Below are 14,894 nucleotides of genomic sequence, written 5' to 3'. Positions count from 1 at the left end.
TGTGGTGAATTATGTGACGGTGGCCCGACTGTCCTACGTCGACCACCTCGTGGCGAATCCGTGGCGGCTCTCCCTGGTCACCACCTGGCCCCGAGCCGTGCTCCAGTGCCTGTTCTGGGTGCTGATCGGCCAGGTCAGCGGTAGCGGCGCGGCGTACGCGTTCCCCGGGGCGGTGGCGTTGAGCCTCACCCTCTCCACCATCATCGGGCTGTCCGACGTGTCCACACTCGACCAGCGGTGGGGCACGTCCTCCCGAGTGCGGATGGCCAACCTGTCGATCACCTGCCTGAACGCAGCCCGGGGCATCCCGTGGCTCGTGGACGCGGTGGTGGTCTACCTGCTGTGCGTGGTGACCGTCGGGCCGTTGGCGGGCCTGGGCGCGTCGACAGTGTGGCTGCTGCGCGCCTTCCCGATCTTCCTGCTGATGATTCTGTCCAGCGCTGCGGCAGGACTGGCCGTGGCCGCCCTGTCCGCCCGGTTGCACACCAACGTGCTGCTGGGCAACGCGCTGACCTGGCTGATGCTCGCGGCCGGCAGCCTGGTCACCGCGGTGGTGCGGCTGCCGGTCCTGGGCACGCTCGGCACGGTGCTGCCGATGACGCACGGCGTCGCCGCCGTTCGCGCGTTCGCCGCCGGTGCTCCCTTCCTCCCGGACGTCGTCCGGGAGGCGGCGGTCGGCGCGGCCTGGGCCGTCCTGGCCGCAGCGGCCTTCAGGGTCCAGACGGCGCGGGCCCGGCGCACCGGCAACGACTTCGCGGTCTGACACCGGGACCACGCCGACTGGACAGTTCACCGGCGCGGCGTCGCGCCGCGCCGGTGTACCGAGAACGACGACTCTGAAACGGAACATGACTGCGATGAACGTCCGACCAACCGACGGTTCCATGACCCACGAGACGATCAGAGCCGCGGTCCGCGCGGTGGTGAACGAGCTGACCGGCCGGGCCGGTCTGGAAGAGATCGACGACCGGACCGACTTCTTCGCCGTCGGCCTCGACTCGATGGCGGTCGCCTCGATGGTGGCCCGGTTGCAGGAGCGGCTGGGTTTCGACGTGCCGCTGGCCGCGGCGTTCGAGCACTCCACCATCGGCGATCTGGCCGGTTTCCTGGACGATCCGACGCGGGCCGTGGCGCCGCGGCCGCCCCGGCCCGCGCAGTTGGGTGAGTGCTTTCCGGCGTCGGCGATGACCAACCACCTGGCCCGCCGTATGGGCCAGGACTGGGAGCGGACGCCGGACCCGGCCTGGGCCGCCGTCGAGCTGCCGGCCGGAACGATGGACGCCGGCGCTCTGCGTTCGGCCCTGGACACGCTGGTCCAGCGGCACGAGGCACTGCGCGTCTCGCTGCACCGGCGCGAGGACGGGATCTTCGCACGACTCGACCCGGCGGCCTCGATCCCACTAGAGGTGGTGGACGCTCCCGATGCCGACGATCGAGAGCTCGACCGGATGGTGCTGCTCCTCCGGGAGCACTTGTTCGACCGCACCCGGGCCCCGCTCGCGGCGGCCTCTCTGATCCGGGGAGCGGATGTCGACCTGCTGTGCCTGGTCGTCGACCACAACGTGAGCGATCTGGTGTCGCTGCGCATGCTGCTGCTGGAGATCGGCCGGCTGTCCGCGGGCCTGCCGCTGGCAGAGCCCACCGGCCTGACCCTCTCCCAATGGTGTTCGGTGGAGAGCCGGTTGATGGCCGACACGAGCAAGAAGGCCGCGGAGTTCTGGTGCGAGATGCTCGAACCTCACTGGTCGGCGACGGACGCGGTCACCGCGCCGGACACCGCGCCGGACCAGGTGACCCACCGCGGGTTCGAGGTCGGAGCCGAGGCCCGTCGCCGGCTGCTGGAGAGCGCGGCGGCCGAGGGAGTGACTCCGTTCGCGCTTTTCGGCGGCCACCTGCTGAACGCGGTCCGAACGGTCCTGGGCGTCGACCAGGTGCCGATCTGCCTGTGGTCCATCAACCGGGACATGCTGGGCACCTCTGAGCTGGTCGCCTCACCGGTGCGCGAGCTGTGGTTGTCCGTGGACGTCTCGGAGCGCGGCACACCCGAGCAGGCGGCGGCTGCCTTCCAGCAACGCCTGCTCGACGGATTCGGCTGGCAGATGACCCCGCCGACGCTGGTGCTGGGTGGGCGGAGCGCGCGGTTCGACGCCGGCTGGAGGCCGTGGCTGTTCCTCGGCGTCAACCTGTACCAGCTGGAGCTGGACTTCCCCTCCGGCCCGGCACGGATACGGTCGGTCCCCGCGGCCAAGGAATCCAGTTCCCCGCTCGACCTGCGCGTCGTCGATCACGGCGACCGCCTCGTGTTCGAACTGACCAGCTGGCTGGGCTTCCTGACCCCACAGAAGACCGACGAACTGGCCCGGCTGCTCGCCCAGGGCGTCGCGTTCGGACCGCCGCCCACGATCGAGGAGGCCGTCGTGGGACCCGGCATACCGGCGGTTCAGTCATGACCGACGACGTGATGTTCGACCCGACGATCGCGATCAGCGGGACCGAGTTCCGGGACGAACCGATCGACACGCTGTTGCGCACCGCCGACGAGGTCGGGGTAGCGGCGATCGAGCTGTGGTGCCCGGAGAACCTCCGGACCGACGACGACGGCGGCACCGCGCTGGCGCGCCTGGCCGCCTGGTCCGGACGGGTCGTGGCGGTGTCGGTCGGGGTCGAGAACGCGGAGACCGCGGACGTGCCCGGCAGCCGGGCCCGGCTGATCGAAGCGCTGGAGCTGGCCGACCGGATCGGCGCACCCCTGGTCAACTCGTACTTCGGCGCGCCGGGATATCGCGACGACCGGCGCACGGGCGAGGTGCTTGCCCACAACCTGGAACCGGTGCTGGGGCGGGCGGAATCCCTGGGGGTGACCCTGGTGCTGGAAAACGAGTTCGACGCGTTCGGCCGCGACCGCTACCAGGGTGACCTCACGCGGCGCCCGAACGCCCTGCGCGCCGCGGTGCGCCAGATAGGCAGCCCGCGGCTGCGGCTCAACTTCGACGCGGCGAACTTCTACTGTGCGGGCGTCGAGCCCTTCCCGTACGCGTTCGACGTTCTCGCCGAACACGTCGAGTACCTGCACGTCAAGGACATCCGGTCCGCCGACTCCACCCGGCCCGAGGCGGACGGGCCGTGGGTTCGCTACCACGACTACGACCGGGCCTATGAGACCACGGCGCTGGGTACCGGGGCCGTCAACTGGCCCGGTCTGCTGGCCCGTCTGGCCGCCGACGGCTACTCCGGTCCGCTGACCCTGGAGCCGCATGCCCGGCGAGAGCACCGCACAGCCGCCTTCGCCCAGGCCGCGGACTGGCTCCGCGCCCAGATCGCACACCTGCGCAAGTGTTCGGTCACTCTGCCGACCCGTTCGGGGACAACTGATGCGCGCGATCGGACGGGGTACTGAGGATGCCTGACGAGATTCTGATCACCGGTACGTCAGGGTTCATCGGCCGGCACTGCGCGATCACCTTCGCCGACGCAGGACGGCAGGTGACCGCGCTGGACCTCAGACCGGCACCGAAAGACGTGGCGCTGCGCGCCCGGGTCCTGTGCACCGATCTGGCCGATCAGCGCGTGCTGGACGAGGTCCGCTCCGGCCGGTTCGCCGCGGTCGTCAGCCAGGCCGGCATCAGCAGCACCGTCGAACAGGACCGGGAGCGGTTGCAACGGGTCAACGTCGACGCTCCCGTCGCGCTCGCCGCGGCCTGCGCGTCATCCGGCACACGGTTCGTCTACGCCTCCTCACACAGTGTCTACGGCAGCTTTCCTCGGGGGACACTGATCGCCGAGGACGCCGGCGCCGACCTGTGCTCCGGTCCGCTCAACGCCTACGCCGAGTCCAAGCTCCGGCTCGACCGGGAAATGGCGCAGGCGCCGGCGCACCTGAACTGGGTCGGGCTGCGGTACACGAACGTCTTCGGCAGCGGCGAGGAACACAAGGGGAAGATGGCCTCTATCCTCTCCCAACTCGTGCGTCAGGCCGCCGCTGACGTGCCGCTCAGGCTGTTCGCGGACTCCCTGACCGCCAGTCGCGACTACATTCCGGTCGAGGTGGTGGCACGTACCTGCCTCGCGTTGATCGACACCCCGGTCCCCTCCGGGGTGTACAACCTCGGATCCGGCGCACCGGTCAGCTTCGCGACCCTGCTGGAATGGTCCGCCTCGTTCGTCCGGTCACCGCTAGCTGTTCACCTGGTGGCCAATCCGCTCTCCGACCGGTACCAGTACTGGACCGGTGCCGACCTCACGAAACTGCGCGCAGCGCTGCCGGCACTGGCGCACATCGACCAGAACTGGATACACCGGGGGGCCAGAGAACTGTTCGACGAGTTCCGGGCCGGCCAGCTATGACGGTGCTGCTGGCGTTCGACCTGATGGGCACCCTGCTCACCGACCCCTTCGAGGCGGCGCACGAGGCGGCGACCGGCCAGCCGATGGAGAGCCTGCGTGCGGCGGGACTGATGCCGCTCTACCACCGTCTGGAGACCGCCGAGTTGACGTTACCGCAGTACTGGCAGCGGCTGCGGGCACGGGGACTGCGCGTGGACGAGGCCGCCTTCCACCGCGTGCGTGTGGCCGGATACCGCTGGCTGCCCGGGATGCGCGCGTTGTGCGCCGAGTACGCGCGGACACATCGGACCGTCATCGCGTCCAACTGCCCGGCCTGGGCCGAACAGCTCCGCGCCGAGGTCCTCGACGGACTGGACGTCGGATGGTTTCCGTCCTACCGGCACGGTGTCCGCAAGCCGTCGTCGGCCTACTTCACGAAACTGTGTGCCGAGCACGGCGCAGCACCGGCGGATCTCCTGCTCGTCGACGACAAGCAGCGCAACACCTCGGCGGTTCGCCAGCTCGGTGGCCGGGCGATCACGTTCCGCTCGGCAGCCCGTACCCGTGCTCAGCTGGGCCGGATGATCGGCCCGGCGGATCCAACAGGAAGTGGCCGCGGATGACGGGCCCGTGACCGCGATACCGACCCCGTCCCCGGCTCCATCGGCTTTCCCCGGCCGGCCAGCGAGCCCACGCGTCCTGTGCGACTACCCGATGGGCAGACGTCAACATGATCACTGACAACAGCTACCCGCGGCGGAATCCCACCGCACTGCTCGGTTCGGTGTCCTCGGATTCCCATACGTGGAACCTCGTCTACCTGGAACTGGTGCTTGCCGAGGCGGGCTACGACGTCCGCAACCTCGGCCCCTGTGTGCCGGACGAGTTGCTGATCGAGAACGGCCGGCGGGACCAACCGGACCTGATCGTGATCAGCTCGGTGAACGGCCACGGTGCCGGTGACGGAGCACGCCTCATCCAGCGGATCCGCGCCGATGCCGCTCTCGCCGGGACCCCGGTGGTCATCGGCGGGAAGCTCGGAACCGACGGGACGGCCGGTGCGGCCGAGCGAGAGCAGCTCCTCCTCTCCGCCGGCTTTACCGCCGTTTTCGAAGACGCCACCGACCTCTCTCCGTTCCTGGCCTTCGCCGCCGGCATCCGGAGGGCCGTCATCACGGCAACAGGAAGGAAGCCCGATGAGCGCACCGAACGATATGGCAGCGCCCAAACATGACTTCGGTGCTTTCGTCAGGCGTGCTCATGCCCAGGGGCGACTGGTCGTCCAGCCCCGGATGGGCTTCGGCGATCCCGCCCTCATGCGAGAGGGGCTGACGGCAGTCGCTCGGCTGCCTGCCGCGACGGCGGGAACGATCACCCTGGACAGTTACACCAGGGTGGGTGACTACCGGTCGATCGAGGCCGCCCTGGCGGACGGCGAGCCGCTGAACGGATATCCGATCGTCAGTCTCCACCCGGACGTGACCCTGGGCGTCACACGGGGGCTGGCCGGCGCGGATTTCCAGATCCAGGTCAGACACGGCAGTCCCGACCCGCTGGACATCGTCCGGGCGATGTCACGAGTCGAGCTCTACGCGACGGAAGGCGGCCCGCTGTCCTACTGCCTTCCGTACGGCCGGCTCCCTGTACGCCGTGCGGTCGACAACTGGCGCCGTGGCTGCGAGGCGCTCGCCGCACTGCGCCGGCCCGGTGCCGAGCCGCATCTGGAGACGTTCGGCGGGTGTCTGCTGGGCCAGTTGTGCCCGCCGTCCCTGCTGGTCGCCGTCAGCGTGCTGGAAGCCCTGTTCTTCCGCCAGCACGGACTGCGCAGTGTGTCGTTGAGTTATGCCCAGCAGACGGACCACCACCAGGATCTCCAGGCGCTGGCGGCACTGCGGACACTCGCCGGGAGACACCTGTCCGACGTGGACTGGCACATCGTGCTCTACACCTACATGGGACTGTTCCCGCGTACGCGGCCAGGTGCCATGCGGCTGGCCGAACAGTCCGTCCGGCTGGCGGCGGAGGGCAGTGCCGAGCGGCTCATCGTGAAGACGGTCGCCGAGGCGCATCGCATCCCCTCCGTCGCGGACAACGTCCAGGCGCTGCGCGCCGCGGCTCACTGGTCCGACGCGGAGGGCCGGCCCGCCGACGCGCCGGAGCCGATGGGCGACGGCAACGAGGTGCTGCGAGAAGCATGTGACCTCGTCGAAGCGGTCCTCGAACTGTCGGAGGACATCGGCCGGGCGCTCGTCGAGGCCATGCGAGGAGGACTGCTCGACGTGCCGTACTGCCTGCACCCGGACAACGCCGGGAACTCCCGGTCGTTCATCGACGCGCGCGGAAGGCTGGCCTGGTCGCGGGCCGGGGCCATGCCGGTCCGCCCGCAGCCCGGCCACGACTCGGCAATGTCCTCGACGCGTCTCCTGGCCGCACTCTCCTACGTCGCGGACCGTTCCGCCGGACCGGGCCTGCACTCCACCGCCTCCTGCCGAGAAGGATGAACATGAGCCAGACAGCTTCGGAACACGACCGGACCGTTGATCCGTGTGCGAGCGTCGAATCCGCTCTCGTGCGGAGGGTCCGCGAGGTGGCGGCGCAGCGGCCGGAGGCCCGCGCGGTCTCCGGTGCGAAGACCTCGATGACCTACGGCGAACTCGATGACCGGCTGATCGGCTGGAGCGACGATCTCCGTCGCCACGGCGGCCGGCCCGGCACCGTGGTCGCGCTGAGTGTGGCCGATCCCGCCTATCTCGCTCCCGCCTACCTGGCCGCCCGGGCCGCCGGTCTGGTTCCGCTGATGCTGGACCCCCACCTGCCAGTGGAACGGCGCACGCAGGTACTGCGCGCCGCCCGGCCAGCGCTCATGATGCGAGTCGAGGAGACGCCCGAGTACGCGCCCACCGAGTTCGACCCGCGGAGCCTGCCGGAGGCCGCGGGCTACCTCGGTTTCACCTCCGGCACTCAGGGACCGCCCAAGGGCATCGTCTCCCAGGAAGCTGGCGTGTTGCACTTCGTGGAGTGGGAACGTCAACTGCTGGACCTGGAACCGGGCCAGCGGGTGGCGATGATCAGTCCGTCGTCGTTCGAGGTCATCTTCCGCGAACTGGGACTGGCGCTGTGCGGCGGCGGTGAGCTGGTCGTCGCGCCGACGGTGACTCGGGTAGATCCGGCAGCCGTGGTCGCCTGGCTGGCCGACCAGGACGTCGACGTGGTGCACGTGGTGCCCAGTCTCGCGGCCCGGTGGGCGGCCGCGGCACAGCGGCGGGCGGACCGGCTCCGGTGGACGTTGTTTGCCGGCGAACCCCTGCACTCCCACCACGTCGAGGCGTGGCGGAATGTGGCACCGCATTCGAGGGTGATCAACCTCTACGGTCCCTCGGAGACGACCCTGGCGAAGTTCTGGTACGCCGTACCCCCGGATCCGGCTCCCGGTCCGCAGCCGGTTGGACGGCCGCTGCCCCAAGCCCGGTTGCGGAAGCTGCCCCTGCGCGGCACAGACGAGTCCGGCAACGGCGCGTCGTTCCAGGTGGCCATCGAGACACCGCACGGCTCCCTGGGCTATCTCGACGGCACGGCGACGGAGGCCGACCATGCCGCACTGCGCCGCACCGCGGGCCTGACCACCTTCACCAGCCAGGACATCGGTGAGATCGACGAAAACGGAGACCTTTTCATCAAGGGCAGGATGGACTCACAGGTCAAGCGGCGAGGAGTCTTCGTCGACCTGGCAGGGATCGAACAGTCCGCGCTCGCCCTGCCCTCGGTGCGCCTGGCCTGCTGCTTCCAGTTGGCCCCGGAGGCAGGCGCGACCGTGGTCCTCGCGCTGGAAACCGACGGTGAGCTGCCGCTGACGGAGCTGCGCCAACACCTCCGGAGCCAGTTGGGACCTCAGTCGCCCGACGAGTTCCGGCTGGTCAAACGCATCCCGCTCAATCCGAACGGCAAGATCGACCGACGCGCACTGATCGCCCGCCTCGCCGGAGGCGGCCTACACGAGGAGCCGTCAGCCTGACTCCCGGGCATGCATTGCCGCCGTGAACGCCTCTGAAGGGGACCGGAGTTCCGGGCTCCTCGTCGTGTCCGCCGGGGCGGCGGTCTCGGCTGTCTACACCGGTTCAGGCCCCGCGTCGACAACGGCGCAGACGGCCTCGACGTCCGGCGCGGCCACCGTGATCGCATCCACCGACTCGACCAGTCAGGAGGGCGGGGCCGGAGGAAACTACGCCTCGACCCTGTCGTCCGCGGGCTCCTGGGGCCAGTCGGGCTCCTCGGGCGACTTCACCTACACCTACAAGGTGGAGTCACCGGCGGCTTCGACGTCACTTGCACCGGACGCGTCGCTGTCCTACGACTCCGGCAACGTGGACGGGAAGACGGCCAACACCCAGGCCCAGTCGTCCTGGGTGGGTGACGGCTGGACCACCCAGGACTCCTCCGTGGCACAGGAGTTCACGCCCTGCTCCGATTCCCCTGAGGGCAGCGCCGGTTCGGTGACCACATCGGACGAGTGCTACGACGGCCCGGTCCTGACCATGTCCCTCAACGGCTCCTCGACGTCGAGGCGCACCGCCTGGTGCCGAGGACGGAAACCATGGCACGGGCCTGCCTCAGGGCACCGGCACGGTCCACCGGCCGCCTCCCATGGCCGCGGCCCGTCGCGGTCAACTGTGGGGGGAGGAGGCCGGCAGGTTCTGGTCGGCGGCCCAGGAGGCCAGAATGCGCAGCCGATCGTGGGTAGGGGAGCCCGGGGCTGCGGTCCAGACGGTCAGGTTCTGATCAGGGTCGGTATTGGCGGTGAGGGTGTCCCAGTCCAGGACGAGTTCGCCGACGACCGGATGGTTGAGGGTCTTCGTGCCCACGGTGCGGGCGGCGACGTGATGATCGCCCCACCACCGGGCGAACTGCTTGTCCCGCAGGGACAGTTCACCGACCAGCTCGATCAAGCGGGGGTCCTCCGGATACTTCGCGGCCTCCATACGCAGCTGGGCAACGGAGATCTGCGCGGCCGTCTCCCAGTCGGCGTACAGGGTGCGCATCGCCGGATCGGTGAACTGGATCCGGGGATAGTTGCGGTGCATTTCCGGGATGCGGGAGAAATCGGTGACCAGGGCAGCGGCCAGCGCGTTCCAGGCCAGGATGTCGCCGCGCCGGCCCTGCACGATGGCTGGCGTGGCGGTGAGGTCGTCCAGGACCCGCTGCAGTTGCGGCTGGACCTTCTGCCGGCCGCGGCGGCGGGTGCGGGTGGTGGTCTTTCCGGCGAGCTGGAAGAGGTAGCCGCGTTCGTCGTCATCCAGGTGGAGTACCCGGGCGAGGACGTCCAGCACGGGCGCCGATGCCTGCATGCGGCCCTGTTCGAGGCGGGTGTAGTAGTCGGTGCTGATGCTAGCGAGCTGGGCGACCTCCTCGCGGCGCAGGCCGTCCACCCGACGGGGCCTGTCGGTCTCCGGCAGTCCGACCGTGCGCGGGCTCAGCTCGGAGCGGCGCTTCTTGAGGAATTCTCCCAGCTCATTGAGGGGAACGTTGCTGGTCATGCTTCCCAGCATGACACCAGTCGCACCTGGGAAAGGGGGGAGAATTTAGTCCCAGGATGTTCCCCTCCCGGGATGGATTTCTCCGCTTTTCGCGCCCGCCCTCGCCTGTGAGGCTCGATATCGAGCAGCCGATCATGACCAACGGCTGTGGCACACCGACCCTCGCACCGAAGGAAGCACCCCCATGCGCGGAGCAGTCATCTACGCCCCCGGCGACGTGCGCTTCGAGAACCTCGACGACCCGAAGATCCTCCGACCGACCGACGCGGTGATCCGCACGGTCGCCACCTGTGTGTGCGGCTCGGACCTGTGGCCGTACCGGGGCGCGGAACCCATCGGCGACCCGCACCCGATGGGGCACGAGTACGTCGGCATCGTCGAGGAGGTGGGCAGCGAGGTCGCCAACGTCAGGCCGGGCCAGTTCGTGGTCGGTTCCTTCGCCACCTCGGACACCACCTGCGCCAACTGCCGCAACGGCTGGCAGTCCAACTGCCTGCACCGCGAGTTCATGAGCACCTGTCAGGCCGACTACGTGCGCATCCCCAACGCCCACGGCACCCTGGTCGCCACCGACGAGCACCCGAACGCCGAGATGGTGCCCGGCCTGCTGGCCGTCTCCGACGTGATGGGCACCGGCTGGTACGCCGCCCTCGCCGCCGAGGTCAAGCCCGGCTCCACCGCCGTGATCGTCGGCGACGGAGCGGTCGGCCTGTGCGGTGTCATCGCCGCGAAGGAACTCGGCGCCGAGCGGATCATCGCCATGAGCCGCCACGAATCCCGGCAGAAGCTCGCCCTGGAGTTCGGCGCCACCGACATCGTCAGCGAACGCGGCAACGAAGGCATCGCCCGCGTCAAGGACCTCACCGGCGGCATCGGCGCGGACTCCGTGCTGGAGTGCGTGGGCACCGCCGAATCAATGCGGCAGGCCCTGCACTCGACCCGGCCCGGCGGCAACGTCGGCTTCGTCGGCGTACCCCACGATGTGGCCGTCGACGGCCAGGAGCTGTTCTTCTCCCACGTCGGCCTGCGCGGCGGCCCCGCCCCCGTACGCGGCTACCTGCCCGACCTGATCGACCGGGTCCTCTCCGGCCGCATCAACCCGGGCAAGGTCTTCGACCTCACCCTGCCCCTGGAGCAGATCGCCGAGGGCTACAAGGCGATGGACGAGCGCCGTGCCATCAAGGCACTCCTCAAGCCTTGACCCCAGCCCGGTGACCGGCTGCCCCTGGCGAGCACCACAGAAGCGAGACAAGAAATGCCTGCAATAGACAACTACATCTTCGGCCTGGACGAGAACGTCACCCGGAAGCCGGTGTCGTACGAGAACAGGTACGGGATCACCCTCTCGGCAGACCTCTACCAGCCGAATGACTTCGACGCCTCCCAGGAACACCCCGCGCTCATCGTCGGCGCGCCGTACGGCGGCGTGAAGGAGCAGGGCCCGGGCGTCTACGCCCAGAACCTGGCCCGGCGCGGCTTCGTGGCACCCGCCTTCGACCCCTCCTACAACGGCTACAGCGGCGGCGGCCCGCGACACGTCTCCTCCGCCGACGTCTTCACCGAGGACGTCAGCGCGGCCGTCGACTACCTGGGCACGCGTGACTTCGTGGACCGGGACCACATCGGCGTCGTCGGCATGTGCGGCAGCGTCGGCTTCGCGCTCAGCGCGGCCCAGGTCGACCGGCGCATCACGGCGGTCGCCACGGTCGTCATCTACGACATCGCCCGGATCTCCACCGAGGGCTGGCAGGGCTCCCTCACCGCGGAGGAGCGAGGCGCCATGCTCGACGCGATCGCCGAGCAGCGGTACGCGGACTTCGAGGCCCACACCCCCGCCCTGACCCCGCGCGGCGCGCCCATCGGGTTCGACGAGAACACCAACCCGATCGGCCGTGAGTTCGGCGAGTTCTACTCCACTCCTCGTGGCTACCACCCGAACTCCATCACCCAGTTCACGCACGAGCGGCATGTCGCTGATGAACTTCCCGCTGCTGTCGAAGATCGAGTGGATCTCGCCGCGGCCCATCCTGTTCGTCGTCGGCGAGAACGCCCACTCGCGGTACTTCAGCGAGGATGCCTACGAACTCGCGGCCGAGCCGAAGGAGTTCCACGTCGTCCCGAACGCCGGCCACGGATCTTTACGACAAGACGGACCTGATCCCGTTCGACAAGCTGGAGGAGTTCTTCAGCAATCACCTGGCCTGATCGCACGCCGCGCACCGCGTACGGCCGCACCGGACGGCGCCTGGCGCACATCGTCACCGGCCCTCAGCCCCCTCCCGCCGTGCACCCACATCGTTGGGCCGCATCACCGGCAGCGCGTCTGCGGGCGGAAGCCACCGCCTCACACAAGGAACGACGAATCCCATGACGACCTTCGTGCTCATCGGCGCCGGCCCCGATCTCGGGCTGGCCACCGCCCGCCGCTTCGGCGTCGCCGGCCACGCCGTCGCCCTCATCGCCCGCAACGCCGAGCGCCTGGAGGAGATGACCGCCGAGCTGGCCCGTGACGGCATCCAGGCTCGCGGCTTTACCGCCGACGTCCTCGACATCGAGTCCCTGACCACGGCCCTGCACGCGGCTGCGGCCGATCTGGGCCCCATCGAGATCCTCCAGTACAGCCCGGTGCCGCGCGCCGACTTCATGAAGCCGGTCCTCGACAGCAGCGCCGACGACCTCGACGCCCCGCTCGCCTTCTCCGTCACCGCCGTGAACGCGGTCCTGCCCGGCATGCGTGCCCTCGGCCGCGGCACCGTGCTGTTCGTCAACGGCTCCAGCGCCGTACGCCCGAACCCGAACGTCGCCGGTACCTCGATCGCGTTCGCCGCCGAAAGCGCCTACGCCAGCATGCTGCACGACACGCTCGCCGGGGAGAACATCCACGCCGCGCAGCTGATCATCCCCGGAGCTATCCGGCCCGACGCCGAGCACAGCAGCCCCGAGGTGCTGGCACAACGGCTGTACGACATCCACCTGCAGCGGGACGGATTCCGCCACTACGCCGAGCCCCTGCCCGACTAGCCACTGGACGACGCCCATGAACCCGGCCGCCCTCCGTGTCCTCGCCCGCGTCGCCACGGCCACCGCTGTCCTGCTGACCGTGGCGGCCTGCACCGACACCTCGCCGGCCTCCCCCGTGCGTCAGCCTCCGCCCGCCAGCAGATACCGACGGCCGAAGCACCAACCGCACCCTCCGACAGGAACACCGCCATGGACATCCGGGTCACCCTTGATGGCCGCCCCGTCGACGCCACCTTGAACGACAGCCCTGCCGCCCGTGACATCGCCGAGTTGCTTCCGCTCACCCTGGACCTGGAGGACTTCCATCAGACGGAGCGGATCGCCGACCTGCCCCGCAGGCTGACCACCTCCGGGGCTCCCGAGCCGGCCGCGCCCAAGGTCGGCGACCTGGCCTACTACGCGCCCTGGGGCAACCTGGCCCTCTTCTACCGCGACGGCGACTCCGCCAACGCCGACCTGCTCAGCCTCGGCCACATCGACACCGACACCGACCGGCTTTCCGGGGCCGACCGCATCACCATCGAAGCCGCGCCCTGACCCGCCCGACCGCACCGCTGGCCTCACGCGGACGCCCACGCGAGAAGGGGGAGGAGATCCTCCCCTTTCCGGCCGGTTCTGTCCATGGAACCGTGAAAGACGTGGCTGCCCCTTCACGCTGTCCGCCGCGACGGCCCAGCCGCCATCATGATCCGCCGATTTCCACTCAAGGAGAGAACACACGTATGCCTTCCGCATCCGGGACCACCCCCGGCAGGCTTCCCTTCGTCGTCTGGGTGCTCGCCGCCGGCACGTTCCTGATGGGGACTACCGAATTCGTCGTCGCCGGCCTGCTGCCGGAGCTGGCCGGTGACCTCGGAGTCAGCGTCTCCCACGCCGGCCTGCTGATCACCGCCTTCGCCATCGGCATGATCATCGGCGCGCCGACCATGGCCATGGCGACCCTGCGCCTTCCTCAGTGCCAGACACTGATCCTGGCCCTGTCCGTGTTCTGCCTCGGACACCTCGTCACAGCCCTGAGTACCTCCTTCACGATCGTCCTCCTCGCCCGCGTCGTCACGGCCCTGGCCACCGGAGCGTTCTGGTCCGTCGGCTTTGTCGTCGCCACCACCGCCGGCGGGCCGCACAACGCCACCCGCGCCACGGGCGTCATGATCGGCGGTCTGACCATGGCCAACGTCGTCGGCGTGCCGATCGGTTCCTTCGCCGGCCAGTTCACCGGCTGGCGTGGCCCCTTCTGGGCCCTGGCCGCCCTCTCCGGCATCGCCGCGGCGTTCATCGGCCGCTTGATCCCGGCCCGGGAGCATCGCGCCGAGGTGTCCATCCGGGCCGAGGTCCGGGCTCTCCGTCAGGGTCGGCTGTGGCTGGCGCTCGGCGCCGCGATGCTGATCATGGGCGGTGTCCTGGCGACGTACACCTATGTCACCCCGTTGCTGACCGACCGCGCCGGGATCCCCGAGGGCGCCGTCCCGCTCGTCCTCATCGCCTTCGGTGTCGGCGCCCTGGGCGGCACGACCACCGGGGGCCGCCTGGGCGACCGCCGCCCGATGGCCACCACCCTCACCGCCGCCGCGGCCACCGCCCTGGTCCTGCTCCTGATGATCCCGCTGTCCACCAACCCGGTGACAGCCACCCTTCTCGTCTTCCTCATGGGCCTGACCGGCTTCACGGTCAACCCGGTTGTCACCGCCCTCGCTATGCGCTTCGCGGGTGACGCCCCCACCCTCACCTCGGCACTGACCACCTCCGCCTTCAACGTCGGCGTCGCCGCTGGCTCGGCGATCGCCGGTGCGGCCCTGGACTCCTCCCTCGGCCTGACCGGACCGCCCCTGATCGGCACCGTCATCGCGGCCCTCACCCTCCTCCCCCTGATCGTCCTCGCCGTCCACGGCACGCCGCGCAGGACGCGGATCGTCGCCCAGCGCACCGCCCCCACGCACGTGCGACGCGACGAACCCGCGCAGGTGCCCTCGCAGCACTGACTCAAGCCCGGATCCGCGTACTGCCGACACGTACCCATGG

The 14,894-nt window shown here is 69.8% G+C and carries 14 protein-coding genes; 13 read left to right on the top strand and 1 reads right to left on the bottom strand.

Annotated features, from left to right (window positions below):
• Position 1: 1 nt before the first annotated feature.
• The 8 genes from ACZ5K7_RS46215 to ACZ5K7_RS46180 all read left to right on the top strand — a co-directional run bounded on the left by ACZ5K7_RS46215 (position 2) and on the right by ACZ5K7_RS46180 (position 8,335).
• A complete protein-coding gene (locus tag ACZ5K7_RS46215; protein ID WP_468924246.1) occupies positions 2–763 on the top strand; it encodes an ABC transporter permease in 762 nt (253 codons plus the stop codon).
• Positions 764–857: 94 nt separating this feature from the next.
• Positions 858–2,450: a phosphopantetheine-binding protein gene (locus ACZ5K7_RS46210; protein ID WP_468924243.1), complete on the top strand. Its 1,593-nt coding sequence runs from the start codon at positions 858–860 to the stop codon at positions 2,448–2,450.
• Positions 2,447–3,397 (top strand): sugar phosphate isomerase/epimerase family protein, encoded by a 951-nt coding sequence (locus ACZ5K7_RS46205; RefSeq protein WP_468924240.1) that lies wholly within the window; start codon positions 2,447–2,449, stop codon positions 3,395–3,397. Before ACZ5K7_RS46210 ends, ACZ5K7_RS46205 begins: the two co-directional genes overlap by 4 nt.
• 2 nt (positions 3,398–3,399) lie before the next feature.
• A complete protein-coding gene (locus ACZ5K7_RS46200; RefSeq protein WP_468924237.1) occupies positions 3,400–4,344 on the top strand; it encodes an NAD-dependent epimerase/dehydratase family protein in 945 nt (314 codons plus the stop codon).
• Positions 4,341–4,946, top strand: coding sequence for an HAD family hydrolase (locus tag ACZ5K7_RS46195; RefSeq protein ID WP_468924234.1), 606 nt, complete (start codon positions 4,341–4,343; stop codon positions 4,944–4,946). Before ACZ5K7_RS46200 ends, ACZ5K7_RS46195 begins: the two co-directional genes overlap by 4 nt.
• A 107-nt stretch (positions 4,947–5,053) precedes the next feature.
• Entirely contained in the window at positions 5,054–5,557 is a 504-nt protein-coding gene (locus ACZ5K7_RS46190; protein WP_468924231.1) for a cobalamin B12-binding domain-containing protein, read from the top strand.
• Complete coding sequence (locus tag ACZ5K7_RS46185) at positions 5,520–6,824, top strand: methylaspartate mutase (protein WP_468924228.1); 1,305 nt, start codon at positions 5,520–5,522, stop codon at positions 6,822–6,824. The genes ACZ5K7_RS46190 and ACZ5K7_RS46185 overlap by 38 nt, the downstream gene beginning before the upstream one ends.
• A 2-nt stretch (positions 6,825–6,826) precedes the next feature.
• A complete protein-coding gene (locus tag ACZ5K7_RS46180; RefSeq protein ID WP_468924225.1) occupies positions 6,827–8,335 on the top strand; it encodes an AMP-binding protein in 1,509 nt (502 codons plus the stop codon).
• Positions 8,336–8,984: 649 nt separating this feature from the next.
• On the opposite strand, the gene ACZ5K7_RS46175 is transcribed toward ACZ5K7_RS46180, so the two are convergent.
• The gene (locus ACZ5K7_RS46175; protein ID WP_468924222.1) at positions 8,985–9,866 is read right to left on the bottom strand and encodes a helix-turn-helix domain-containing protein; all 882 of its coding nucleotides are present in this window, start codon (positions 9,864–9,866) and stop codon (positions 8,985–8,987) included.
• Positions 9,867–10,038: 172 nt separating this feature from the next.
• Here ACZ5K7_RS46175 and ACZ5K7_RS46170 point away from each other — a divergent pair, with 172 nt between their 5' ends.
• The 5 genes from ACZ5K7_RS46170 to ACZ5K7_RS46150 all read left to right on the top strand — a co-directional run bounded on the left by ACZ5K7_RS46170 (position 10,039) and on the right by ACZ5K7_RS46150 (position 14,854).
• The gene (locus ACZ5K7_RS46170) at positions 10,039–11,055 is read left to right on the top strand and encodes a zinc-dependent alcohol dehydrogenase family protein (RefSeq protein ID WP_468924219.1); all 1,017 of its coding nucleotides are present in this window, start codon (positions 10,039–10,041) and stop codon (positions 11,053–11,055) included.
• Between the two features lie 54 nt (positions 11,056–11,109).
• A complete protein-coding gene (locus ACZ5K7_RS46165) occupies positions 11,110–12,012 on the top strand; it encodes an alpha/beta hydrolase (RefSeq protein WP_468924216.1) in 903 nt (300 codons plus the stop codon).
• 209 nt (positions 12,013–12,221) lie between these two features.
• Positions 12,222–12,875 (top strand): SDR family NAD(P)-dependent oxidoreductase, encoded by a 654-nt coding sequence (locus ACZ5K7_RS46160; RefSeq protein ID WP_468924213.1) that lies wholly within the window; start codon positions 12,222–12,224, stop codon positions 12,873–12,875.
• Between the two features lie 189 nt (positions 12,876–13,064).
• Positions 13,065–13,412, top strand: a complete 348-nt coding sequence (locus ACZ5K7_RS46155; RefSeq protein WP_468924210.1) for a cyclophilin-like fold protein — start codon at positions 13,065–13,067, stop codon at positions 13,410–13,412.
• A gap of 185 nt (positions 13,413–13,597) precedes the next feature.
• A complete protein-coding gene (locus tag ACZ5K7_RS46150; protein ID WP_468924207.1) occupies positions 13,598–14,854 on the top strand; it encodes an MFS transporter in 1,257 nt (418 codons plus the stop codon).
• The last annotated feature ends 40 nt before the right edge of the window (positions 14,855–14,894 follow it).

The organism is Streptomyces sp. NPDC031497, from assembly GCF_055580905.1.
Note: the sequence above shows the minus strand (reverse complement) of the source record. Positions and strands in the feature narration are given on the sequence as shown.

Bases quoted from the DNA above. Each gene is read 5' to 3' on its own strand.
- ACZ5K7_RS46165 (WP_468924216.1), top strand. From the start codon at position 11,110: ATGCCTGCAATAGACAACTACATCTTCGGCCTGGACGAGAACGTCACC.
- ACZ5K7_RS46200 (WP_468924237.1), top strand. From the start codon at position 3,400: ATGCCTGACGAGATTCTGATCACCGGTACGTCAGGGTTCATCGGCCGG.
- ACZ5K7_RS46150 (WP_468924207.1), top strand. From the start codon at position 13,598: ATGCCTTCCGCATCCGGGACCACCCCCGGCAGGCTTCCCTTCGTCGTC.
- ACZ5K7_RS46160 (WP_468924213.1), top strand. From the start codon at position 12,222: ATGACGACCTTCGTGCTCATCGGCGCCGGCCCCGATCTCGGGCTGGCC.
- ACZ5K7_RS46155 (WP_468924210.1), top strand. From the start codon at position 13,065: ATGGACATCCGGGTCACCCTTGATGGCCGCCCCGTCGACGCCACCTTG.
- ACZ5K7_RS46185 (WP_468924228.1), top strand. From the start codon at position 5,520: ATGAGCGCACCGAACGATATGGCAGCGCCCAAACATGACTTCGGTGCT.
- ACZ5K7_RS46180 (WP_468924225.1), top strand. From the start codon at position 6,827: ATGAGCCAGACAGCTTCGGAACACGACCGGACCGTTGATCCGTGTGCG.
- ACZ5K7_RS46205 (WP_468924240.1), top strand. From the start codon at position 2,447: ATGACCGACGACGTGATGTTCGACCCGACGATCGCGATCAGCGGGACC.
- ACZ5K7_RS46210 (WP_468924243.1), top strand. From the start codon at position 858: ATGAACGTCCGACCAACCGACGGTTCCATGACCCACGAGACGATCAGA.
- ACZ5K7_RS46175 (WP_468924222.1), bottom strand. From the start codon at position 9,866: ATGCTGGGAAGCATGACCAGCAACGTTCCCCTCAATGAGCTGGGAGAA.
- ACZ5K7_RS46195 (WP_468924234.1), top strand. From the start codon at position 4,341: ATGACGGTGCTGCTGGCGTTCGACCTGATGGGCACCCTGCTCACCGAC.
- ACZ5K7_RS46190 (WP_468924231.1), top strand. From the start codon at position 5,054: ATGATCACTGACAACAGCTACCCGCGGCGGAATCCCACCGCACTGCTC.
- ACZ5K7_RS46170 (WP_468924219.1), top strand. From the start codon at position 10,039: ATGCGCGGAGCAGTCATCTACGCCCCCGGCGACGTGCGCTTCGAGAAC.